The sequence below is a fragment of the Streptomyces tanashiensis genome, from assembly GCF_014648895.1.
GTDB lineage: Bacteria > Actinomycetota > Actinomycetes > Streptomycetales > Streptomycetaceae > Streptomyces > Streptomyces tanashiensis.
The window spans coordinates 306,156-329,476 of sequence record NZ_BMRZ01000008.1; the positions used below are offsets into that span (position 1 = coordinate 306,156).

Annotated in this window: 16 protein-coding genes; 9 read left to right on the forward strand and 7 right to left on the reverse strand. The window is 73.0% G+C overall.

Features of this window, described 5'->3' with window-relative positions; genetic code table 11:
• The first annotated feature begins 9 nt into the window (after nt 1-9).
• The 4 genes from IE237_RS24515 (at nt 10) to IE237_RS24530 (ending at nt 4,964) form a co-directional block, all read left to right on the forward strand.
• Complete coding sequence (locus IE237_RS24515; RefSeq protein ID WP_189804254.1) at nt 10-2,706, forward strand: helix-turn-helix transcriptional regulator; 2,697 nt, start codon at nt 10-12, stop codon at nt 2,704-2,706.
• Nucleotides 2,707-2,820: 114 nt separating this feature from the next.
• On the forward strand, nt 2,821-3,843 hold the full coding sequence (locus IE237_RS24520; protein ID WP_229842862.1) for a GNAT family N-acetyltransferase: 1,023 nt from the start codon (nt 2,821-2,823) through the stop codon (nt 3,841-3,843).
• Nucleotides 3,831-4,139: a hypothetical protein gene (locus IE237_RS24525; protein ID WP_189804255.1), complete on the forward strand. Its 309-nt coding sequence runs from the start codon at nt 3,831-3,833 to the stop codon at nt 4,137-4,139. The genes IE237_RS24520 and IE237_RS24525 overlap by 13 nt, the downstream gene beginning before the upstream one ends.
• A 54-nt stretch (nt 4,140-4,193) precedes the next feature.
• On the forward strand, nt 4,194-4,964 hold the full coding sequence (locus tag IE237_RS24530; RefSeq protein WP_189804256.1) for a VOC family protein: 771 nt from the start codon (nt 4,194-4,196) through the stop codon (nt 4,962-4,964).
• A gap of 17 nt (nt 4,965-4,981) precedes the next feature.
• Here the strand turns inward: IE237_RS24530 and IE237_RS24535 are convergent, their stop codons facing one another.
• The 3 genes from IE237_RS24535 to IE237_RS24545 all read right to left on the reverse strand — a co-directional run bounded on the left by IE237_RS24535 (nt 4,982) and on the right by IE237_RS24545 (nt 8,619).
• Complete coding sequence (locus tag IE237_RS24535; RefSeq protein WP_189804257.1) at nt 4,982-6,229, reverse strand: FAD-dependent oxidoreductase; 1,248 nt, start codon at nt 6,227-6,229, stop codon at nt 4,982-4,984.
• A 65-nt stretch (nt 6,230-6,294) separates the two neighbouring features.
• Nucleotides 6,295-7,518: an alpha/beta hydrolase gene (locus IE237_RS24540; RefSeq protein ID WP_189804258.1), complete on the reverse strand. Its 1,224-nt coding sequence runs from the start codon at nt 7,516-7,518 to the stop codon at nt 6,295-6,297.
• 282 nt (nt 7,519-7,800) lie between these two features.
• On the reverse strand, nt 7,801-8,619 hold the full coding sequence (locus tag IE237_RS24545) for a S1 family peptidase (protein ID WP_189804259.1): 819 nt from the start codon (nt 8,617-8,619) through the stop codon (nt 7,801-7,803).
• Between the two features lie 208 nt (nt 8,620-8,827).
• Here IE237_RS24545 and IE237_RS24550 point away from each other — a divergent pair, with 208 nt between their 5' ends.
• The gene (locus IE237_RS24550; RefSeq protein WP_189804260.1) at nt 8,828-10,228 is read left to right on the forward strand and encodes an erythromycin esterase family protein; all 1,401 of its coding nucleotides are present in this window, start codon (nt 8,828-8,830) and stop codon (nt 10,226-10,228) included.
• A 55-nt stretch (nt 10,229-10,283) separates the two neighbouring features.
• Here the strand turns inward: IE237_RS24550 and IE237_RS24555 are convergent, their stop codons facing one another.
• The 3 genes from IE237_RS24555 to fxsT form a co-directional block, all read right to left on the reverse strand.
• On the reverse strand, nt 10,284-11,021 hold the full coding sequence (locus tag IE237_RS24555) for a pyridoxamine 5'-phosphate oxidase family protein (protein ID WP_189804287.1): 738 nt from the start codon (nt 11,019-11,021) through the stop codon (nt 10,284-10,286).
• A gap of 74 nt (nt 11,022-11,095) precedes the next feature.
• A complete protein-coding gene (locus IE237_RS24560; protein WP_440862296.1) occupies nt 11,096-12,496 on the reverse strand; it encodes a globin domain-containing protein in 1,401 nt (466 codons plus the stop codon).
• 287 nt (nt 12,497-12,783) lie between these two features.
• Nucleotides 12,784-15,303 carry an FxSxx-COOH system tetratricopeptide repeat protein gene (gene fxsT / locus IE237_RS24565; protein WP_229842863.1) on the reverse strand — a complete coding sequence of 840 codons (2,520 nt, stop codon included), beginning with the start codon at nt 15,301-15,303 and terminating at the stop codon, nt 12,784-12,786.
• A 443-nt stretch (nt 15,304-15,746) separates the two neighbouring features.
• Here fxsT and IE237_RS24570 point away from each other — a divergent pair, with 443 nt between their 5' ends.
• Together IE237_RS24570 and lanL are read left to right on the forward strand one after the other, a co-directional pair.
• Nucleotides 15,747-15,929: an SflA family class IV lanthipeptide gene (locus tag IE237_RS24570; protein WP_189804262.1), complete on the forward strand. Its 183-nt coding sequence runs from the start codon at nt 15,747-15,749 to the stop codon at nt 15,927-15,929.
• Between the two features lie 2 nt (nt 15,930-15,931).
• Nucleotides 15,932-18,469, forward strand: coding sequence for a class IV lanthionine synthetase LanL (lanL, locus tag IE237_RS24575; RefSeq protein ID WP_189804263.1), 2,538 nt, complete (start codon nt 15,932-15,934; stop codon nt 18,467-18,469).
• A gap of 126 nt (nt 18,470-18,595) precedes the next feature.
• Here lanL and IE237_RS24580 read toward each other — a convergent pair whose 3' ends face one another.
• Entirely contained in the window at nt 18,596-20,827 is a 2,232-nt protein-coding gene (locus tag IE237_RS24580) for an RICIN domain-containing protein (RefSeq protein WP_189804264.1), read from the reverse strand.
• A gap of 532 nt (nt 20,828-21,359) precedes the next feature.
• Here IE237_RS24580 and IE237_RS24585 point away from each other — a divergent pair.
• Nucleotides 21,360-22,376, forward strand: a complete 1,017-nt coding sequence (locus tag IE237_RS24585) for a LacI family DNA-binding transcriptional regulator (RefSeq protein ID WP_189804265.1) — start codon at nt 21,360-21,362, stop codon at nt 22,374-22,376.
• 706 nt (nt 22,377-23,082) lie between these two features.
• Nucleotides 23,083-23,321: hypothetical protein (locus IE237_RS24590; RefSeq protein WP_189804266.1), on the forward strand; the 239-nt coding region annotated here is incomplete at its 3' end.

Here is a 23,321-nt window from a genome sequence, read left to right on the forward strand (position 1 = left end):
CTGACCTGCATGCTTTACGGGAGGGATGCCGAGCGATCGGTCATAGGCAGGCTGCTGGAGGACGCCCGCACCGGGACGAGCGGTGTCCTGGTGGTCCGGGGTGAACCGGGCATCGGCAAAACGGCGTTGCTGGACTCGTTCGCCGTCCACGGCGACATGCTGGTGCTGCGGGGCGTGGGGATCGAGTCGGAGGCCGAGCTTCCCTTCGGCGGCCTGCACCTGCTGCTCCGTCCGGTGCTCGCGGAGCAGTTGAGGGGTCTCCCCGAGCCCCAACGCCAGGCGTTGGAAGGGGCGTTCGGTCTCGCCCTGGGCGTGCGCGCGGACCGGATGATGGTCGGCCTCGCCGTGCTGACCCTCCTGTCGGAGCTGGCCGAGGACGCCCCCGTACTGTGCCTGATCGACGACGCCCAGTGGCTGGATCGGCCCTCGGCCGAGGCGCTGCTGTTCGCGGCGAGGCGGCTGGGGGCCGAGGGCGTCGCCATGGTGTTCGCGGTCCGGGACGGCGAAGCCCCTTTCCCGACACCCGGGTTGACGGAACTGCGGCTGGAGGGGCTGTCCGGCGACGCGGCCGCCGCCCTGGTCGACGCCCGCGAGGGAGACCTGGCCTCGGAGGTCCGCCGGCGGGTCCTCACCGAGGCGGCGGGCAACCCCCTCGCCCTGATCGAACTGCCCACCGCACTCGCCACCTCCACGCCGGGACCCGCGCTCCCCCTCACCAACCGGCTGCGGCTGGCCTTCCACGCCCAGGCCGGCGGACTGCCCGAGGCGAGCCGGACCCTCCTCCTGGTGGCCGCCGCCGACGACACCGGCGACCTGGGCCTGCTGTTGAGAGCCGCGGAGTCGATGGGCGCGGGCATCGAGGACCTGCCCGCCGTGGAGAAGACGGGCCTGCTGCGGGTCGACGGCCCCCAGGTGACCTTCCGGCATCCCCTGGTACGGGCCGCGGTCTACCAGGGCACCCCCCTCGACCGACGCCTGCGCGCGCACCGGGCGTTGGCGGACGCGCTGGTCGACGCCGACCAGGCCGACCGGCGGGCCTGGCACCTGGCCTCCGCCGCCACGGGACCCGACGCCGACATCGCGGCCGAGCTGGAGCGCACCGCGTCGCTGGCCGCCGGACGCAAGGGGTACGCGGCGTCCGCCGCGGCCTACGAGCGGGCGGCCCAGCTGGCCGCCACGGCCGAGGTCCGCACCCGCCTGCTCACCCTCGCCGCCGAGACCGCCCTGGAGTCCGGCGCCCTCGCCCGGGCCCAGGCGCTGGCCGAGCGGGTCACCGACCCGGTGGCCCGCCGCGGCCTGGTCCGGGTCCGGGCGACGGCCGCGGCCGGGCAGGGCTTCCTGCGCCAGGCCCACGCCCTGCAGCTGGCGGAGGCCACGAGGCTCGCGGAGAGCGACCCCGTCGGGGCGGTCGAGGTGATGATGGACGCCCTGCACACCACCTGGTTCGCGGGCGAGCACGACCTCGCCACCGTGACGGCGAACCGGCTGGAGACGCTGCGGCCGCCCGCGGGCGATCCCGCGTGGTCGGTGCTGCGGCTCCAGGGCTGGCTGACGGCCCTGGCGCTCGGTCGCTCCACCGAGCGGCTGCCCGGCCTGGCGGAGGTCTTCGCGCAGGCGGCCGCCCTGCGGGCGCACGAGGCCAGGGACGTGCTGATGATCTGCGGCATCGGCCTGATGGGCGGCCTCGACACGGAAGCCGAGACCCTGGCGTCGGACGTCGCGGCCGCGGCACGGACCGCCGGCCGGGTCGGCGTACTCCCCTCGGCCCTGTACTACGCGGCGATCTCCCAGACCTTCCTGGGCCGCTACCGTGACGCCGCCACCAGCGCCGCGGAGGCCCTCGGCATCGCCGAGGCCACCGGACAGCCCCACTGGGTGAGTCACGCGCAGGGCGTACTGGCCTATCTCTCGGCGATCGAGGGCGACGAGGACCGCTGCCGCGACCTCGCCCGCCAGGCGCTGACCGACCCCGGCACGGGCGCCCGGCCCGCGGGCCTGCACCGGGCCAGATGGGCGCTCGGTCTGCTCGACCTCGGTCACGGCAGGGTCCGGGAGGCCCTGGATCACCTCTCGGTGCTGTACCACGGCCCGGCGCGGCACCAACTGCCCGCCGAACGCAGCCTGCCCGACCTGATCGAGGCCGCGGTACGCCTGGGCGAGGCCGACCTGGCCACGGGGGCGCTCGACCGGCTGACGGACCTGGCACACCGGGTGCCCGCACCCTCGATCGAGGCGCTCCTGCAGCGCTGCCGGGCCCTGCTCGACCCCCGGGACGACACCTTCGCCCTGGCGCTTCGACTCCACGACCGTGACAGCCGGCCCTTCGAACACGCCCGTACGCGGCTGTTGTACGGCGAGTGGCTGCGCCGGGACCGCCGCAAGTCCGAGGCGAGGACGCACCTGGCCGCGGCCCTGGAGGCCTTCGACGTGATCGGCGCCCGGGCCTGGGCCGACCGCGCCCAGACCGAACTGGAGGCCACCGGCGTCGCGACGGCTCCCCGTCGCGGCCCGGGTGTCCTCTCGCTGCTCACCCCGCAGGAGCTGCACATCGTCACGCTGGCGGCGGACGGCATGTCGAACAAGGACATCGCCGCCCAGCTGTTCATCAGCCCCAGGACGGTCGGACACCACCTCTACCGGGCCTACCCCAAGCTGGGCGTGGCCTCGCGCCATGAACTGCCGGACGTCATGGCCGCCCATCGGTAGCCGATGACTGATACGGCGGCCCCTGTCGGTCGCCGGGACAGGTAACGCAGGCCGATTCCCCGGGTGGGGGTGCTCCCTAGCGTGGAGACCACACCGATCCGAGGAGCTTTCCCCTTGTCCCAGCAGATCCACGTCGCCCCCGTGGCCTGGCTGTCGGCCGAACAGACCGCCGCCTGGCACGCCGTGGTCAGCGCCGCCGGCCGGCACGACCTTCCGGACCGGCCGACGCCCAGCCCCAAGCAGGTGCACGCCCAGCTCACCACGGCGGGCCTGGACAGCCACAGACTCTTCTGGCTGGCCACCGGACCCGACAGCACGGTCGTCGGTGTGGCGGGGCTGCGCCTCTTCACCTCACCCGGCCAGGACCACCTGGCCGAGCTGGAACTGCACGTCCACCCGGACGCCCGGCGCCGCGGCGTGGGCACCCAGCTGCTGTCCACGGCCGCCTTCGCCGCCCAGGTCGAACGGCGCCGCAGCATGCTGACCGTGACCACCGACGGCACCGCGGGCGACGCCTTCTGCACCGCGCGCTCCTTCCGCCGTGTCATGACGCTCCATCAACTCCTGCTGCCCGTCGCGGAGGCCGACGACACCGCGGCCGACACCGAGCACCCCGGCTACGAACTGGCCGGCTGGACCGGCACGGTCCCCGACCACCTCGCCGCCACCTTCGCCGCGGCGAAGAACGCGATGAACGACATGCCGACCGGGGACATGGACTACGGCCGCGTGAGCTGGGACGCCGACCGGGTCCGCAAGATGGCCCAGGTCCTCGCGGACCGGGGAGACACCCTGCTCACCCTCGCCGCCCTCAAGGGCGACACCATGGGCGGCTACACCGAGATCGTCATCCGCGCCGGGGAGACCCGCCGGGCTCTGCAGTACGACACCGCCGTGGTGCCCGCCCACCGCGGACACGGGCTCGGGCTGTGGCTGAAGGCCACCATGCTGCGCACCCTCAAGGACACCCACCCCGGCATCGTCGAGATCGAGACCGACAACGCCGACGACAACACCCACATGCTCGCCGTCAACCGGTGCCTCGGCTTCCGCCCCCAGCAGATCGTCCACGAGTACCAGCTCGACCTGCCGGCGCCTGACCACAGCACCCGAGGAGCATCCGTATGCGCAGACTGACCTCCTACCTCGCCGCCACCCTCGACCGCTACCTCGCGGGCCCCGGCGACCCGCACGCCATCGTCCCCGTCGAGGGCGAGAAGGCCGTGGCGACCGTCGTCGGCTTCCCCGGGACGACATCGACGCCCGCACGCGGGCCGCTGAGCGTCGCCGGCCGTCCGGCGACACGCTTCGACACGCTGGTCACCAGGCGCGGGACGTACCGGCCAGGGTTCGAACAGGCCCTACACGCATCTGCGGTAGTCACCGCCACCGCCTTCGCGAAGAAGCCGTCGTCAGCGGACGACCACCGATGACGAACGCGTCGACGCCTACCCCGGCCCACCACACACACCGCCCGAGGAACCCTCATGAACGTCTCCACCTCCACTCTCTCCCTGACCGTCGCCGACGTGGACGCCTCCCGCGCGTTCCTCTGCACCCATCTCGGCTATCAGGTCGCCATGGCCGACGACGGCTTCGCCTCCCTGACCCGCGAGGACGCCGCGGTCGACATCGTGCTGCTCCGCAAGGGCACCGAAGTCCTCCCCGCCGAGCAGCGGGACCGGGAGGCGACCGGCCTGATCCTCGCGCTCACGGTCACCGACCTCGCCGCCGAGGAGGCCAGGCTCCGTGCGGCGGGCGCGCCCATCACCATGCCGCTGCGCGAAGAGCCCTGGGGCGAGCGCCTGTTCCAGACGACCGACCCGAACGGAGTGGTCGTCCAGCTCGTCGAGTGGGCCGCGGCGGACGGGACCGAGGACCCCGCCGTACGGGTCATCACCCCCGCGGCCGAGCACGTGACCGTCTCCCCGAACGCCACCATGACCGGACGGGCCGCCCCCAGCCGCGGCAGCGCCGAACTCAGCACGTGGACGGTCGCGATGGAGGCCGGGGCGACGGGTCCCGAGCACTCCGTCAGCCGTGAACAGGTCTGGACGGTCACCACGGGAACCCTGGAGGTGACCTGCGACGACCGCACCGAGAAGGTCTCGGCCGGGCAGACCCTGGTCCTGCCGGCGGACCGGATCCGCCGGATCCACGCACCCGAGCGGGCCGAGGCCCACGTCGCGATGCGTGCCGACGGGGTCGCCTCCGTTCCCGGCGCCGAGGGCACGCGCGAACTCCCTTGGGCCCGGTAGTCGCGGGGCCCGGCGGCTCACCCCATCGGCCGCTCCGGCAGGCGGAAGCCGTTGAACAGGTCGTCCATGCCCCGCAGGGCCAGCCGGTCGGGGGTGGCACGCACCGCGAGGTCGCGGGCCGCCACGGCGAGCGGGTGCCGGAGGGCTCCCAGGCGGCCGACCCGGCGGGCGCGGACGCGCACGGCGTCGGTACGGTCACGGCGGGCCGCGGTGTACGCGGCGAGGGCGGCCGGAATGCCGTCGGCGCCGCGATCGCCGTCCGCGCCGCCACGGCCACCGCCGTCGTCGTCGCCGTCATCCCCCTCAGCGCCGGCTCCGACGGGCAGGAGGTGGGCGAGGACGACGGCGTCCTCGATGGCCTGGCAGCCGCCCTGGCCGAGGTTCGGGGCCATGGCGTGGGCCGCGTCGCCGAGCCAGGCGATCCGGCCGTGGTGCAGGCGCGGCAGCGGAGCGGCCAGCTCGTGGAGGTCGTGCCGGAGGACATCGGCGAGGGGCAGGCGGTCGACCCGGTCGAGCAGGGCGGGAATCGGGTCGTGCCACGACCCGAAGCGACGGCGGAGTTCGGCACGGGGGTCGTCCGACCGGATGCCGGCGGGCACGACCGCGGTGGCGTAGAGATAGAACCGGCCGTCGGTCAGCGGCGTCACGCCGAACCGTTCGCCCCGCCCCCAGGTCTCGCTCATGGCCTGGATCCCGAGATCAGGAGCTTCCACGAGGGCCCGCCAGGCGGTCTCGCCGAGGTAGCGCGGGACGGGGTGGTCGGGGAAGTGGGCACGGCGCGACGGGCTGTGGATCCCGTCGGCCGCGACGACCACGTCGGCGGGAAGCTCCGGGCCGGCTTCCGTACGCACGACCGGCCGGCCCGCGACCTCGTCGACGGCGGTCACGACGGTGCCGTACCGGAGTGCCTCCGGCGGCAGCACGGCGGCCAGAGCCGCCGTGAGGGCCGGGCGCGGGACGGCGATCGGGGGCATCCCGTAGCGCGCCGCCATGTCGGAGGTGCCGATCCGGGTGAGCCACCGGCCGTCGGGGCGGCGCACCCCCATCGTGGCCGGTACGGCTCCGCCGATGGCCCGGGTGATGTCGACGTCGACGGCCCGGAGCGCGCGCAGTGCGTTGGGGGCGAGGCCGATCCCGGCACCGGTGACGGGAGGTTCGGGGGCCCCTTCGCAGACGGTGACCTGCCAACCGCGCCGGTGCAGGGCCACCGCGGCCGTGAGGCCGCCGATCCCGGCTCCGACCACGACCACACGGCGTCTCGACACGGAAGCCCCTTCCCCCTTCGGTTCGCCCGGTCCGCCGCATGCTACGCATGCGGCGCCGGGCACGCTCACCTTCCGGTCGTCACCGCCTCGAACCGCTCGCCGCCGGTGAGGTACCGGCGGAAGAAGGCGGCGGTGTACGCCGCGCCGGCCCGGCGCTGGGCGGCTTCGCTCAGCTGGGTCTCGAAGGTGGAGCCACCGCGTTCGGTGCACTGGCCGGGACGGTCGGCGTCGTGGACGGCGTCGTCGCGGGCGGCGACCTCCCCGCTCTCCGGCGACCACTGCGTGTTGAAGTAGTTGTGGTTCGCGCCGCGCATCTCGAACGGGTGGAACCCGGCGGAGCTCCTGGCCGTCGCGTCGGCGGCGAAGGTGAGCGCCTCCGGGCCGACCTGGCCGTCGCAGGTCCCGCGGACCACGGCGAGGGGCGTGTCCGTGATCTCGTACGCGGTCATGTCCTCGGTCATGACGTTGTACGCGGGGGCCAGTGCAAGCACCGACCTGATCTTCACCCCGGCGGGCCACTGGTCCTTGTGACGGTCCGCCGCCTGCCAGGTCACTCCGGCGCCGGCGCGCGAGTGGCCCATGGTGCCGACCCTGTTCAGGTCGACGTGGCGCCTGAAGTCGACGCGCGCGGGCCTGCCCGTGGCCGCGTCGCGGAACGCGCCGGCGAGGGGGCCGCGACCCGAGGCGTCGAGCTGCTGCCACAGGGCGAGGTGCTTGTTGATCAGGCCGGCTCGCGCGGAGGCGTTCCCGTCGCTCTCGACCGACGAGGCGTTGATGCCGTTGGCACGGAGGGACACGACGACGAAGCCGTCGCCGGCCAGCTTCTCGCCGAGGTAGTCGTAGCCCCGGTCGCTGGCGATGGGCCGGGTGCCGGGGGCGCAGGGCCAGCTGTAGAGCTTGCGGCTGGCGGCCTCGTACGCGTCCCAGTCCCCGGCCTCCTCGGCGGCGGCACGGGCCGCCACCGCCGACCGGTCGGCGCAGGTCTCGTGCCAGCCGTGCAGCAGGACGACGAGGGGCCGCGGGGTGGTGCCGAGGTCCTTCGGGTAGTGCACGGTCCCGGCGATCTCGACGGGTTCCCCGGTCTCCGGCAGCCGATGGGCCTCGTCCCCCAGGTTGTAGGTGACGACGGCGACGCCCCGCGTCCCCTGGGCCGGATCGCCGGGGGTGGCGGCGGACGCGGGGCTCCCCGCCAGGACCTGCGGCAGGAGGAGCGCCGCCGTGGACGCGGTGAGCGCACGGGCCCGGAGCGGGCGGCGGCGAGTGGCGGTGGAGGTGTCTGGGTGCTTCAAAGGACGTTCTCTCCGTGGTCGGTGAGGAATGACGGCGGCGGACGGCCGCCGTCGGAACGAGCCCGATGAGGGCCTCGTTCCGACAGACGTCCGACGGGGCCCGGGGTTGCGCCTCCCCCGGAATCCGTTCTCAGAAGCCGTTCCTCCCCCGGTCCCCCGGCCCCGGTCTCAGAAGCCGCTCCTCCTCCGGTCGCCCGGCCCCGGTCTCAGAAGCCGCTCCTCCCCCGGTCCCCCGGCCCCGGTCTCAGAAGCCGCTCCTTCTCCGGTCGCCCGGCCCCGCGCTCAGGCGCCGTGCCTGAGGGTCTTCCGTATCCAGTCCGCGTAGGCGGGCACGTCCGTGTACAGACCCGGTCCGGCCGAGCACGGACCGCCCCCCGGCACTCCGGGTCCGGAGGTGGCCCCGACGAGCTCCCACCGCCCGTGCCTGCCCTTCTGGAGCTGCGGCCCGCCCGAGTCTCCGAAGCACGCCATGGCCTCGGGCACGCGGCTGATCGTGCACAGCCGGGTCCGGTCCGCGTAGCCCGGGGCGCACTCGGTGTCGGCGCCCCGGCGCGTCTCCAGCTCCTGCAGCCGCTCCGCGAACCTCAGTTCGGTGTCGGCGGTGGTGCCGAACCCCAGGATGCGGGTCGGGGTGCCGGGCCGCCCGGCCCGCCGCGCGATCCGGATCGGCTGCTCGGCGACCGGGCGGTCGAGGCGGACCAGGGCGATGTCGTCCTTGTTGGCGGCCTTGCCGTCACCGTTCACGTAACCGGGGTGGACGACGATCCGCTCGATGGCCCGGACGGTTCCGCCGGTCTTCCTCCTCTCGCTCCCGATCCGGACGATGCCGTCCAGCTCCAGGCCGTCACCCCGTACACAGTGAGCGGCCGTCAGCACCCACTGCGGATCGATCAGCGATGCCCCGCAGTTGCCGTCGTACAGACCGTGCCGCGGAGCCGACTCCGGGATCGTCGCCATGAACGGGTAACGCTCCGTGGAATCGGTCCCGTTGACGATCGCTCCGGCACTGCCGGTCATCAGGGTGGCGCAGGTCGCGGCGGCGAGAACACCGACGGCAGCGGTGCGCACGGCGCGGCGGGCGGCCGACTTCGGACTGAACACAGGGGGGCTCCTTGCCTCGTGGATCAGGGTGGTGCGTCCGTCCACCCTGCTCGGGCCGAGAGCCACCGGACCATCCGGACAGCTGCCCGAGTCCGGTGGGGATATCCCCTGGAGGAAGCCGGTGGCGCACCCCAGGGCGGTCCGCCCCACGGCACGCGAAGATCACTTCATCGGCTCGGGGAGCCGTCGTACGCAAGGAGTGATCAGCATGCAGGGGTACAGGAAGACGACCGGCCGACGGGGTTTCCTCGCGCTCACGGGAGGGCTCGCAGGAGGCATCGCCGCTTCGGCCCTGTCCGCGCCGGCCGCACGAGCGGCGTCGGCGGGACCCGCCGCGCCGGCCGGTTCGTCCGCCGCCGCCCCGACGAGCCGGGAAGCCGCCGTCGTACGGTCACTGGAACGGGTCGCGCACCCGCTGCGCACCACGGACCCCGGTGGCCGGACCGCCGATCTCCGGGCGCTGAGCGCCATGGTCGGGAAGGCGAAGGTGGTGGGTCTCGGCGAGGCGACGCACGGTTCGCACGAGTTCTTCGCCATGAAGGAGCGCGTCTTCCGGCACCTCGTCGAGGAATGCGGCTTCACCGCCTTCGCGCTGGAGATGAGCTGGTCGGCGGGGCTCCGGATCGACGAGTACCTCCAGGGCGGTCCCGGCGACCCGCGACGGATCGCGGAGGAGACGCTGGCCGGATCCCCCTGGGAGCGCGAGGAGTTCGTCAGCCTGATCGGCTGGATGCGCGAGCACAACCGTCGCCGGCCCGGCCGGCGGGTCCACTTCATGGGGGATGATCTCGGCGGTCCGAAGCTCGGTGACCACATCTTCGCGCGCGTGCTGTCGTCCGTCCGCGAGACCCGGCCGGAGGCGCTGCCCCGCCTCACCGCGCTGTACGCCGGACTTCGCCCGTTCGACGACATCTTCGGCTACCTCCGCAAACCGCTCGCGGAGCGCGAGGAGAACGCCGCGCGCGCCCAGGAGGCACTCGACCTGGTCGCCGAGGGCGGCGAGGCCGGCGAGGCCGGCGAGGAGCAGGCGTGGACGGTGCAGCACGCCCGGAACATCGCGCAGACCTTCGCCTTCGCCACAATCGACCTCGCCGACCCCGCGTCGGTCACCGCCGCCGAACGCCTGCGCGACCAGGCCATGGCCGACAACGTGCTGTGGTGGCAGCGGCACACGGGCCACCGGATGCTGCTGTCGGCCCACAACGGCCACATCGGATACCTGTCGACCCACCCGGACATGTACCCGCGGACCCAGGGCGCCGTCCTGCGCGAACGCCTGGGCCGCGACTACGCCGCGATCGGCTTCACCTTCGCCGGCGGCTCCTTCCTCACCAAGGACACCTCACTCGACGGGGACTGGAAGCCGGTCACCGTCCCGGCGGCGCGTCCCGGCATGAACGAGCACACCCTGGACCGGGTCGGGTACCGCGACTTCTACCTCGACCTGCGGACCGCGCCCGCCGCCGCGCACGACTGGCTCGACCGCCCCCGGCCCGTCTACGACGCCGGTTCGACCTTCACCCCGGACCCCCTGCCGACCCTGGCCCTCGGCCGGGCCTACGACATCCTCGTCCACCTTCACCGGGTCCGGGCGGCCGAGCGACTCTGACCCGCCCTCGCCCCGTACACCACCCGGAGCGGCGGCCGTCGGCGGAGGCGGACGGTCAGGCGGGGGTGCTCCTGCTGAACCAGCCGCTGAACCTCCGCGCCCCTGCTTCGGTCGTCGCGCGCGCACCGGTGTCCGCACCGTGGTCGCGCCGCACCGCCCGCGCCAGGACCCGTTCCGCCTCGGCCCGCCAGCTCGCCGCGTCCGCGCGGGGCGGCGGCAGGAAGGGGCCCCGCTCCGGCGCGTCGGCGGCGGCTCCGAAGAAGTCGCCGCCCTTGCGTTTCACGTCGTCCGTTCCCCAGGAGCGGCCGGAGCCGTGCGCGGGGACCCTCTGCAGGTGGGGGATGTGCTTGGCGCAGTGGATGTACGCCTCCTCGACGGTGATCACCACCCAGACCCGGGCCCGCCGGCCGGGCACCGGGTCGGTCGCGAGCGTGGGGTGGGCACGGCGCATGTCCTCGTCGGCCACGATCCCGGCCCGGCCGTTGACGTGGAGTCCGATGCGGTCGCGGAGGAAGTCCACCATGAGGACACCGACGTGCGGGTTCTCCTCGATGTTGCCCAGGCTGGCGTGGACGCCGTTGCCCCGGTACTCGGGGTAGGCCAGCGTCGTGTCGTCCAGGACGTGGAGGAAGCCGGGCGGGCCGGCCCGGAAGGTGTTGTCGCACGCGCCGTTCCGGTCGGCGGTGGCGAGGAAGAACATCTCCTGCCGCGCCACGAACTCCCGCATGCGCGGGTTGAGTCGTTCGAGGACCTGCTCGGCGTAGAAGCGGTCGGCACGCTCCGCGGTGCCCATCCGCTGCTGGACCAGGTGTTCGCCGTCGCTGCCCGGGCGGCTGGTGCGCAGGGGCGTCGCCTGTTCGAAAGTGCTCACGTCGTTGCCCCGACCAGTCCTTCGATGGAGTCGTGTCGTATGCGGCGGGGCGGGACGCCCATGCCCAGCAGGGTGTCGACGCCGCGTCGGATCATGCCGGGCGGGCCGGACAGGTACACGTCGTGGGTGTGCCACGAGCCGTACTCGCGCACCGCCTCGGGGAGTCCGCCGGACAGGCCGACGGAACCCTCGTCGACGACCGGCCGGACCGAGAGCCAGGGGTGGGACTGCTGCAGCCGCAGCATGGTGTCGAAGTCGTACAGGTCGTCGCTGCGGCGGGCGCCGTAGAACACGTCGACGGAGCGGTACCGGCCGTGCTGCACCACGTCCTCCACCAGGGCCTTGATGGGCGCGATGCCGGTGCCGCCGCCGAGGCAGAGCAGCCCGTTGTCGGTGGTGTGGTCGATCGTCATGGAGCCGGTGGGGGGACCGAGCCGGACGACGTCCCCGCGACGGGCGCGGTGGACGAGGGCGTTGGAGACCCAGCCCGCCGGCACGGCCTTGACGTGGAAGGAGAGCAGGCCGTCGGAGCGCGGGGCCGAGGCGAAGGAGTAGTGCCGCCACACCCGCGGCCACCAGGGCGTCTCCAGGGCCGTGTACTGCCCGGCGAGGAAGGGGTACGGCTGGTCGGGCCGGACCGTGACGACCGCGATGTCCTTCGTGCGCATCTCGTGGGCGACCACCTCCGCCTGCCACCACGCGGGGGCGCGCATCTCGTCCGCGGTCGCCGCGTCGATCATGATCTGGGAGATGGTCGTGTAGGCGCTGACCCACGCGGCTTCGGTCCTGGGCCCCCAGGTCGACGGCGCGTAGCGGCCGAGGGCGCCGATCAGGGCCTCGCCGACGGCCGGATAGTGCTCGGGCCGGGTGCCGTACTTGCGGTGGCCCCGGCCGAGGTCCGTCAGGTACGCGGTCAGGGTGGCGGGATCGTCGGCGTGGGTGGCGGCGGTGAGCAGCGCGGTGAAGAGCCGGTCGCGCTGGGTGTCCATCGCCGCGGGGAAGAGCGCCCGGAGGGCGGGGTGGCGGAGGAAGAGCAGCGCGTAGAAGTACGAGGTGACCGTGTCGGCGATCGGCTCGATCTCGGCCATCGTCCGGCGCAGCAGCGCGGTGTCGGAGGTGTCCCCGCCCGCGGCCGGCGGCCCGGTGCGGTCGCGCTGCCGCGGTACGGAACGGGGCGCGCGCGCAGGGCCGTTCGGGGGTGCGGATGCCGATGTCGCCCGGCTCGGGCCCGGCGCGAACCAGCCTCCGCCGTCCATGCCCCCGCCGGTGCGGTCGCCGTCGCCCGAAGCGGTGGCCGGAACTTCCATCGGTCTGCCTCGCCTCGAACGTCTGTGGTCGGTCTCTCGCCCTGGGCCGGTCGTCGCGCGGCGTACGCAAGGGCCGCGTCGTCCCCTCATCGATGCACCCGGTCCGGCGAACGCGGCCGACCATACCCCGGCCCGACGAAGACGGTGCGGGCCCTGATCCACGCCCGTCACATCTACGTTTTCGCTGGTCAGGCCGGGGTTACTGATGAGTCGGGCGGATGCGGCAGGCCCTTTCGACGCGATTCCGCACGCGATTCACCGACGGAAGACTCACGGAGTTCCCCGACCTCCTCCACATTTACGGGGCGGTCTTCACGAGCACTCCGGCCGGCGGGCGGCCGGAGGGGCGGCGCGACGCGTCCCCGGGACGCGGGGGTTCACAGGAACCTGCTCCGGAGGACCGTGGCCAGGTTGTCCGCGACGGCGAGGGTGTCCGGGTGATCGGCGCCCAGGACGCGCGTCATGCCGCTCAGGGCCTGCCGGTACAGGGGGACGGCCCGGTCGAGGTCCCCCGTCCACGCGTAGCCGTTGGCGAGTTGGTTGTACGAGTGGAGGGTGTCCTCGTGCTCGGCGCCCAGCACCCGGATACGGTCGTCCAGCGTCCGCCGGTACAGCGGGACGGCGCGGGCCGGATCCCCCGCCGCCGCGTAGGCGCCCGCGAGGTAGGTGCGCGCGGTGAGGGTGTCCGGGTGATCGGCGCCCAGCACCCTGGCCCGTTCGTCCACCGTCTGCCGGTACAGGGGGACGGCCCTGTCGAGGTCCCCCGCCAGTTCGTAGGCGGTGGCGAGGCTGCGCCCCGCGCTGAGCGTGTCCGGGTGGTCGGCGCCCAGGACCCTGGCCTTCTCGGCCATCGCCTGCTGGTACTGCGGGATCGCCCGGGCGAGGTCCCCCAACAGCTCGTAGGCGACGGCGAGGTTGCTCCGGGCGCTGAGGGTGCCCGGGTGGTCGGCCCCCAGGACCCGGATCCGGTCGTTCAGGGTCTGCTCCGAAAGGGGAAGGGCCCGCGCCGGATCGCCCGCCGAGAGGTAGGTGACAGCGAGGTTGTTGCGGGTGCTGAGGGTTTCCTCGTGGTCGGCGCCCAGCACCCGGATCCGGGCGTCCAGGGTCCGCCGGTACAGCCGGAGGGCTCGGTCGGGATCCCCCACCAGCTCGTAGCAGCCGGCGAGGTTGTCGCTCAGGGTGAGGGTTTCCGGGTGGTCGGCGCCCAGCACGCGTGTCATGTCCTTCAGGGTCTGCTCGTACAGCTGGACCGCCTCGTCCAGAGCCCCCGCCGACTCGTAGCCGCCGGCGAGGTTGTTGCGGGCGGTGAGAGTGTCCTCGTGCTCGACGCCCAGCACCCGCGCCCGGTCCTCGCAGACCTGCCGGTAGAGGGGAATGGCCCGCTCCGTGTCCCCCGTCGACTCGTAGGCCATGCCGAGGTTCCCGCGCGCGGTGAGGGTGTCCGGGTGATCGGCGCCCAGGAGCCGCACCCGGTCTTCCAGGGCGCGTTCGAGGTAGGGGGTCGCGCGCTCCTTCCGCCCCTGGCCGTGGAGGAAGAGTCCCGCCTGGTTGAGGACGGTCGCGGTGACGGCGGTGTCGGTGGCGGGGGATGTGTGGTCGGCCAGGGCCTCGATGTGCGGAAGGAAGCTCCGCCAGGTGGGCCAGGTCGCGGGATTCCGCCGCGCGGCGGGCAGGGCGGTGTGCAGGTGGGCGGCGGCCCGGTCGCGGGCGTGGGCGATGTCGGTGAGCCGGCGGTGGGGGTCCTCGGGGTCGGGCGTGCGGGCGAGTGCCTGGACGAGCCGGTGCACGGAGATCGTGTCCCCGGTGAGGGTGATCATGCTGTACGCGGCCAGGCGCCGGACCGCCCCGTGGACGGCGGGCGGGGTGCCGAGGGGGTCCAGGAGGGTGCGGGGGATGTCGTCGGGGGCGTACCAGGCGAGGGCGCGCAGGGCCTCGCCGGCGAGGGGGGTGTCGGACAGGCGGTCCAGGGTGATGCGCCAGACTCGGTCGACGGTCCTGTCCCTGCCGTGTCCCTCGCCGGCCTCGCGGTACATGTCGGCCGGGTGGTCGGCGAGCAGGCGGAGGTAGGCGCGGGGGTTCAGCCTGGCCTCGGCGATGTAGGCGCCGGCCTGCTCCAGAGCCAGCGGAAGATGGCCGAGTTCGGCGCACAACCGCTCGGCGCCGTCCAGGTCGGCGGGAACGCCGTCACGGGCGAGGATCCTGGTGAGCAGGTCGAGGGACGATGCGGGGGTCAGCACGTCCAGGGCGACGGGGGTGGCGATGTCGTGCCACCCGGAGGCGCGCCGACTGGTGATCAGGACACGGCCGTCGACGGCGCGTGCCAGGAGCGGGCGGACGGCAGCGGGATCGTCGACGTTGTCGAGGACGAGCAGCCATCCGCTGTGGGCGCCGAGCCACTGCACCGCCCTCTCCCGCAACTGGTCCTGCGGCAGGTGGGCCAGGGCGGGTTGCAGGGCGGCGGCCAGCTTCGCGAGACCGGTGTCCAGGTCCGCCGGGGTCTCGGCGGTGATCCACCAGACCGGGTTGTGGCGACGGACCCGCGTGAACGCCCAGTGCGCGGCCAGGGCGCTCTTGCCGACCCCTCCCAGTCCGTGCACGGCCTGCACCACCGCCGTGCCCGCTCCGCCCAGGACGGCGTCCAGCTGCTTCAGCTCCCGGGTACGCCCCACGAACACCCCGTGCCGGACCGGTAGGTTCGTCAACCCGCGCGGCGCGGCCACCTTCCGCACCGGACGCAGCTCCCCGGGGGGTGTCTGCACGATGGTCGCGTGGTCTCCCGTGACGGCGTTCCCCAGGAACGGGCCGCCCCCGGTGTCGATCGCGATCGACCGCTCGCCCGAGGCGGTGACCGTGCCTGCCGGTGCGTGCCCGGACCTGCGTCGGAAGGGCCACCTCACGGTCGGGCCCCGCCGTCCGGCCGGTCGCCCGTACGGATGTCGCCTTCCACCCCGCCGCCGACGGCGACCGAACGCGGACCCGACGCGTGCACCACCGTCCCGACGACCGCCGCCCGCCGGCGCGTCCCACGGCCCAAAGGTCCCACCCCCGGTTCCCTGACCGACCGAACGCGACCACCATGGCAGCCGGCGCCATACCCCGGAGGCCATACGGACAAAGACGAGTGACAGCCGGCTCCGCCGTGCCGCCATCGGCGCCGTCCGGGGGCGAGTTGGCCCCACCGTCCGGAACGAGCCAGAGGCGAATCGTTTCTCCGTGTCCCTTGTCAGAGAGTTCACCCCCTCCCTACCGTGGTTCAGCGAGTCCTTGGCCCAGCGGGCCCACCGGCCCGGGTCGGCCATTTTCCTGCTCCGCAGTGCACGACAGACCCTGGAGGCGTCACATGCCCTTAGCCGTGCCGGAACTTCTGGAAGCCGACGGATTCCGCGACGCGGGCCCGCTGGAGATCGACGACGAGGCGATCCCGTTCGAGGACGACGACCGCAGCGACCGCGAACACACGGCGTGTCTCGCCGACCCCTGGGTGACCGCCACCACCCGCTTCGCCTGTGACCTGAACTCGTAGCGGTGGCCGTTTCCATCACCGGCCGCCGCGGTTGGTCCGACGGCACATGGTCGTATCTGAACGATCCGCGGATGCCGGCGATGGAACACGGCTGGAAACTGCACGTCTCCACGCGCCCCGGCGACCTCGACACCGTGATCCGGCTCGTCCTGCCGGTACTGTCCCGGCACGTCTGCCACGCGAAGTTCGCCCGCGACCCGGAGACGCTGCGCCGCCTCAACTCCGGGGTGGTGAGCGCCGGAGCCGTCGGCAAGGCGATCACCGTGTATCCCCGGGACGGCACCGTGGTCGAGGTCGCCCGGGAACTCGCCGCCGTACTGCGCGACCGGGAGGGCCCGCGGGTCGTCAGCGATCGGCGGGTCGATCCGAGGGCCCCGGTCTACTACCGCTACGGCCCCTTCACCGGCGACTACCGGACCGGCCGGAGCGGGCGGCTCGAATCCATCATGACCGGGCCCGACGGCCGGATCTTCGACGGCCTGGCCGTCGGCCGCTACCGGTGCCCGCCCTGGGCCGAGGACCCCTTCACGAGCGTCTCCGGACATGGTGACGAACCGTCCGCGCAGGGCTTCGGCGGCGGCCGCTACACCGTCACCGCCGGCATCGCGCGCGCACCCCGGGGCAACGTCTACCGCGCGGTCGACCGCGCGCACCGACGGCCGGTCGTGGTCAAACAGGCGAGGGCCTTCGTGGGCGAGGACGAGTCCGGTACGGACGCCCGGCACCGGCTGCGCAACGAACGCACGGTCCTCACCGCGCTCGACGGCGTCGCGGGCGTGCCCCGCGCGCTGGACTACTTCGCCCACCAGGCGGACGAGTACCTGGTGATGAGCAGCTGCGGCGACCGGGACCTGCGCGGAGACGTTCTGCGGAACGGCCCCTACCGGGACGACGGCACCCGGCCGGAACGCGCCCTCTCCGTCCTCGCCCGCCGGCTCCTGAGCGTCCTGGACGGGATCCACGGCCGTAACGTGGTCGTCCGCGACCTCAAGCCGGACAACGTCGTGCTCGACGGCTCGGGACCCGGCGACTGCCACGTGATCGACTTCGGGATCAGCGAGTGGGACGGCACCGGTCCGGGAGGGGCGACCCCCGGATACAGCGAGCCCGTTCTGCACGCGACCGGTCCGGCCGCCCCCGCCGACGACCACTACGCCCTCGGCGCGACCCTCTTCTTCGCCGCCACCGGCATGGACCCGGTGATCGTCGACGCCGACCACGGGGTGAACCGGGACAGGACCCTGGCCTGCCTGGCATGGGCACTGCCCGGGCGCGCCCACCAGGCGGTCCGGTCGTGGATCACCGGCCTGATGAGCTTCGACCCGGCCGTACGGACCGCCGCCGCCGAGCGCCTGCGCACCGGCACGGCCCGCACCGTACGCCGGCCCGCGCGCCCCCGGATCGACAGCGGTCTGCTGGACGAGATCATCGAGCACACGACCGCGTTCTGCGTCGCTGAGGCCCGCGCCATCGTGGACCCGGTGCGGGCCGCACAGCTGAACGTCCCCACCTCGATCGACGTCTACGGCGGCAGTTCGGGACTCGGCCTCGAACTCCTCCATCACGCGCACCGGCCCCATGTGCGTTCCACCGTCGCCGCGTTGGCGCGGTGGACCGCGGACCAGTCCAGGAACCTGTCCCCCGGCTTCTACACGGGGCGCACCGGCGTCGAACTCTTCCTCGCGCAGGCGGGGCCGGAGACGGACCCCGGCGCCCGGTCCGAGGACCCCGTCCTCCCGGAACGCGCGCCGGACGGCGGGCCTCCGGAGGCGGACCTGATCGCGGGCGCCGCCGGAATCGGCCTCGGCCGGCTGCTGCTCGCCCGGCACGCCCTCCGGTCCGGCCACCGGCACGCCGCGGACCGGCACGTGGACGTCGCCGCCGGCTGCGACCGGATGCTGGCGTCGGGCACCGCCCGGCTGACGCCGGCCGGTTCGGACACGGCCGGCGGCGCCGCACTCCGCGAGGGCATCGCGCACGGCGAGGCGGGCGTCGCCCTCTTCCTGCTGGAGTACGGTGCCGCGACCGGGGACCCGGACGCGGTCGGCCGCTCCGGGAAGGCCGCCGCGCGCCTGGCCGCCGTGACACCGGACATCATCGCGGCGGCCGCCGAGCCGGGGGCGACACGCCGCTACGGCTCGTGGTGCCGGGGCCTGGCCGGCATCGGGAGCGTGCTCGTCGGAGCCGCCGAACACCTCGACGAGCCCGGGTACCTGGACCTCGCCCAGGGGGCCGCGCGCGCCTGCGCCGCACTGGCACCACGGATGCCGCTGGTCTCGCAGTGCTGCGGACTGGCCGGCGTGGGAGAGCTGATGGTGGACGTCGCGGCGGCGTCCGCGGCCGAGGAGTTCTGGGACGCGGCCGAGACCGTCGCCCTGCTCATCCTGAGCCGCAGCGGCGGCACCTGGTCCCGGCCCGTGTTCCCGGACACCGGTCTCGCCCGGCCGAGCGCCACCTGGGCCGGCGGCTCGGCGGGCGTGCTGGCCTTCTTCAGACGACTGCGCGACCGCGGCGGTCCACGACTCGGCCTCGCCACCTGACCACCGAGGGGGAAGGCCCCGGACGCAGGTTGGGCCGCCCTCCCATGCACCGCTCTTGGCCAGGCCGGGTTCCGGGCTTCGCTCGCACCGGTACCCGGCCTGGATCATGTCACCCGAAGGGGTGGGTCAGTTGATCGACCACAACTGGAGCGTCGATCCGGTGTCCGTCTGCTGGGTCACGAGCGCGCCGTTCGCGGTGGAAGCGGTGGTGAGGAGCAGCCCGCTCCGCACCGAGGCCACCTTGTACGTTCCGCCCGTCTGGGAGGTGACCCTCCAGCGCTGGTTGGTGCCCCCGGTGCAGGTCCACTGGATCACCTTGGCGCCGGCGGTGGTCGAGGCACTTTCGACGTCCGCGCAGAGTCCGGACTCGACATTGGCCACCTCGTAGGAGCCGTCGGCCTGCTGAGTGAACCTCCAGGACTGGTTGGCGCCGCCGGTGGGGGTCCAGGTGACGAACTGGGTGCCGGGCGTGGTGCTGTGGTCGGGGTTGTCGAGGGCCTTGCCGCCGGTGACGAGCGTGTGGTTGCCGTTGAGCGTCGGGGCGGCCGCCCCGGTCTCGGTGAGGCTCAGGACCTGTTCGTTCGCGGTGCGCGTGCCGCCCACGGCGTTGCCGGTGGTGTTGGTCCAGGTGCGGGTGGGGGTGGTCTCGGTGAGCCGGCCCGCCGTGTCGGACAGGCCGATCACCAGACCGCTGTAGCGGTTGACCAGGCGGTAGCTCCCGGTGGGAGCGTCATCCGTGGCGGAGGCACCGGGAATCACAAACCACTGCTGGCCGACGGTGGGGCCACCGGTGGGCATGGTGGTGACCGTGGGCTTGGCTCCCCAGGCGCGGCTGGTGGTGGAGGAGGAGTCCACCCCCAGGAGCCGGCCGGTGGCGGCGTTGGCGATGCGGTGGGAACCGTCGCCGTTGGAGGTGAAGACCCACGACTCCAGCGAGGAACCGGTGGCGACGGGGACGGAAGAGGTGGCTGTACCGCCGGCGACCTGCGTGAGCACCTGGCCGTTGGCGGCGGCGATCCGATAGGTCTTGGTGGTGTCGACCGGAGCGGCGGGGGCGGAGGACTCGATCGAAAGGTTCACGTACTCGCTGGACGTGCCGCCCGAGCATCCGAAGGAGCAGTAGGAGCGGAAGTTCTTGCCGACGATGCCGGAGCCGGTCTTGTTCACGCTGTCGAGGAACCAGCGGTACCACGAGGCGTTCTTGTAGCTGCCGGTGTCTCCGAGCCGGAACCACTTCTGCTTGGTGAGGTCGTCGGTGGCGTAGATCTCCTGGGACGCGTTGCCGCTCTGGTCGACGGCCTGCGGCTCACCGATGTAGAGCCCGAGGTACGCGTTGTAGGTGATGTCCATGACGAACATGGGCGAGGTCGCCGGCATCGTGCCCGCGGCGACCTGCTGGCTGATGCTGCCGCTGGTCTGCGGGTTGTACTCCTTGGCCGGCGGGGTGTACCCGGTGGTGCTGGAGGCACCGACGGGAACCATGTTGCTTTCCTTGCCGCCCTTGCCGGGCTGCGACCAGCTGCCGTCGTACCACTTCTGCCATGAGGCGGGCGCCATCTTGCCGGCGATCGGCGCGCGGGCCACGTGGCTGTAGAAGGCCCCCCAGCCACCTCCCTTGTTCACGATGCGCGAGCCGTAGAAGGCGTAGAAGTAGCCCGACGCGGTGTCGACGAACAGACGCTGGTCGCCGTCGCCGTAGTCGTAGGTCTGCTGCGGGAACGCGGTGGTGTCGCCCCGGGTGGTGCCGTACGGGGAGGTGATGACGTGATCCTTGATCGACCACGTCCTGCCCTGGTCCTTCGAGACCGCGTAGTCGATGGCGTCGAAGTGGAGGCCGTCGCCGAAGGGCTGCGGGGTGAACTCGTTGTGGACGAGGCCGTACCAGTCCCCGGTGTCCGGATCGACCCACACACCGGCCAGGTCGCAGTAGTTCCGCTGGGCGTAGCCCGACCCGGTCGGCGCGTAGGTGGACTCCAGGCCGGTGGGGCTGTTGTTGCACCGCCAGGTGGTGTCGTTGTTCCTGTCGTTGGAGTTCGCCGGGTTGACCGCGTCGCTGATCGCCGTGGAGCGGGTGGCGGTGTCGAAGTTCGTCCCGGTGAAGAAGTCCCACTTCCGCGAGTCGCTCGCCCCGTAGAGGGCGTGTGCCTGCTGGAAGTAGAAGGTGCCGTCCTTGTCGATGTACGGCGCGGCCGGGGTGTCGTTCGGGTGGGTCCACGACCCCTTCGTCCCGACGGTGACGGTGTAGGTGGCGGCCTCGGCCGCCGCCGACGCCGGCGCGGGGGACAGGGCGGTACCGCAGGCCGCGGCAACGGTCAGGGCGACGAGCCCGCCGACCAGCCGTCGTCTGGGAGCTGACACAGGTACTCCTTGCGTGGTGGGGGGATGCTGCGAGATCGGCGGCCGCGTCCGAGGAGCTCGGCGGGATCGGCCGGGGTCCGGCTCGTCCTGCCGGCCCTGGCCGGGCCGCGTCGGTGTCTCTGGATGACCCCGGTACCCGCGGCGCTGCGTACGGGGGATTCCGACGGGTACCGAGGAGCGCGGGGCGCGCCCGCCTTCGACAGACGGAGCGCGGTGGTCCTCGACCCGCCGGCCTGGCGGGCATGAGGACACGAGGGTGTTTCCGGGTGGAGAGGGCCGACAGTCACCGGGGCGCGGGAGGAGCTTCGTATCGTCGTCGGCCGCCCGGGTCACGGACCTGCCGACAGAAGGGAACGTACGGCTCCTTTGACCGGTAAAACAAGGGTCCTGTCAAAATTCCCCGACAGAATCAAACACATGTGGACGAGGAACGTCCGTAGCCAAGGGGCCGGTCCCCGGGCGGCGTTGACCGGGGGCGCGGCCGGGACTACGTTGCTGACCTCGGCTTTCGACCGGTCGGATGAGGATCCTCATGGTGACGATGCAGGACGTGGCACGACGCGCCGGCGTCACGAAGCAGACGGTTTCCAACGTCGTCACGGGCCGCATCGCCGTCCGCCCGGTCACCGCGGCGCGCGTGCGGGCCGCGATCGACGAGCTCGGATACGTGCCGAACCTGGTTGCCCGGTCCCTGGCCACCGGCAGCACGCGCACGGTGGGCCTGTTCGTCCCCACGGTGGGCACAACCTTCTACGCCGACCTGGTCGAAGAGGCCGAGGACGCGCTGGACGAACACGGACACCACCTGCTGCTGTGCACCACCCGCCAGAACGGCGAGAGAGCGCGTCGGCACCTGGCGGGACTGACGAGCCGCTCGGTGGACGCCCTGCTCATCGCGGGCGACCAGGATCTGTCCGACCATCTGCCGCTGCTGTCCGAGGCCCGCTTCCCGGTCGCCCTGTGCGCCTGGGAGGCCGACGCGCCCGAGCAGTTCCCCATGGTCACCGTCGACTACGAGGACGGCGGCCACCTGGCGGGACGCCACCTCCGCGACCTGGGGCACGAGCACGTCGCGATCCTCGCGAGCCCCGCCCACACACGGCGCGTGGAGGGCTTCCGCAGGGCGTTCGCGGAGACGGGCCGGCCCCTGCCCGACAACGCCGTCCACCTCGCCCACGAGCCCACCTACCACGGCGGGTTCGACGCGGCCGGGACCGCCTTGGCCGCCACGCCCGGCGTGACGGCGCTCTTCGCCACCCATGACGTCCTTGCCGTGGGCGCGCTGGAGGCGGCCCGCGTGGCGGGCCGCTCCGTTCCGGACGACCTGTCCGTGGTCGCGTACGACGACTGCCCCGCCGGGCCGTCCTCCCGGCCCGCACTCACCAGCGTGGTCCTGCCGAGGCGCCGGATGGCGAGGGAGGCAGTGGCGCTCCTCCTCGACGCGGCGGGCGGCGGGGAACCGCTCCCCCGGCACCGGATGCTGCCGCCCGAGCTGGTGGTCCGGAACAGCACCGGCCGGGCATGCCCCGGACACGCCGCACCGCGGTAGCCACGCTGCGAGTGCTCAACACACAAACGGGCGAACAGCACCTGACGGTCCGGCACATCGGAACAGCGGTGCGCACCGTCGACGAGGAGTCCGGGCGGACGATCCGCTCCGTCAACCACCAGGAGTCCGTTGGGACGGAAGGCTACGGTCTCGGACCGCTGCACGGGCGTGGCGAGACCTGCCCCGGCTGCAAGGAAGCCCCCGTACGAACCAGCAGCCACGACGTAACCAGAACAGGAAGAAGGCCTCCCGCAGCGAGCCTTGAGGAGCACGCCCGACGCCGCGAACAGCCGGGCGGGAGGCTCCTCCCCCAGGAACGGGACCGGCCGTAGCGGCGAGGGCCAGAGGTGCTGCTCGGCCCACCCGCACCCTAACCCCCAATGGGCGGAAACCCGTCGGGGCCCCTCGTGGCGCTCCGCGACCCGAGGGGACGACGCCTCCCCCAGGGTTCGCCAAGGCGAACGTTTCAGCGATCACTCCTCACCCAGGCCGAGTTGGGCGCGCACCACGGAATTCCGGCCGTGGGAGCCTCGGGAAGGAATCCGGATGCCCGTGCCCACTCTTCCCTTCGCGGCGTATTCGGACTTTTCGCACACCGTGGCACTCTGACCACCGAAGTCGCCTTGCTCCGGACGGTGTTCACATGACAGCCTCATTCGCACAAGCATTCTGGTAAATGTTGTACGCACGGGGGGGATTTGGGTTCATGGCTGTCACGGTGCCGGACTGGGCTGACACGCTGCTGGATCTGGTGGGGGTGAACTGGCCCAACGTCGACGAGGACGCCTACCGGGAGATGGCGGACGCGTTGCGGGAGTTCGCGGACGATCTCGCCGATGACGGTCAGCTCGCCAACAACCACATGGAGCGTCTGCTGTCGTCGGGGCACGGCGAGGCGATGGACGCGCTCAACGAGCACTGGACCAAGGTCAAGGGCAAGCACCT

Coding starts and splice junctions, on each gene's coding strand:
- IE237_RS24515 (WP_189804254.1), top strand. CDS start 10: ATGCTTTACGGGAGGGATGCCGAGCGATCGGTCATAGGCAGGCTGCTG.
- IE237_RS24525 (WP_189804255.1), top strand. CDS start 3,831: ATGCGCAGACTGACCTCCTACCTCGCCGCCACCCTCGACCGCTACCTC.
- IE237_RS24530 (WP_189804256.1), top strand. CDS start 4,194: ATGAACGTCTCCACCTCCACTCTCTCCCTGACCGTCGCCGACGTGGAC.
- IE237_RS24550 (WP_189804260.1), top strand. CDS start 8,828: ATGCAGGGGTACAGGAAGACGACCGGCCGACGGGGTTTCCTCGCGCTC.
- IE237_RS24555 (WP_189804287.1), bottom strand. CDS start 11,021: ATGGGCACCGCGGAGCGTGCCGACCGCTTCTACGCCGAGCAGGTCCTC.
- IE237_RS24560 (WP_440862296.1), bottom strand. CDS start 12,496: ATGAGGGGACGACGCGGCCCTTGCGTACGCCGCGCGACGACCGGCCCA.
- IE237_RS24570 (WP_189804262.1), top strand. CDS start 15,747: ATGCCCTTAGCCGTGCCGGAACTTCTGGAAGCCGACGGATTCCGCGAC.
- IE237_RS24585 (WP_189804265.1), top strand. CDS start 21,360: ATGGTGACGATGCAGGACGTGGCACGACGCGCCGGCGTCACGAAGCAG.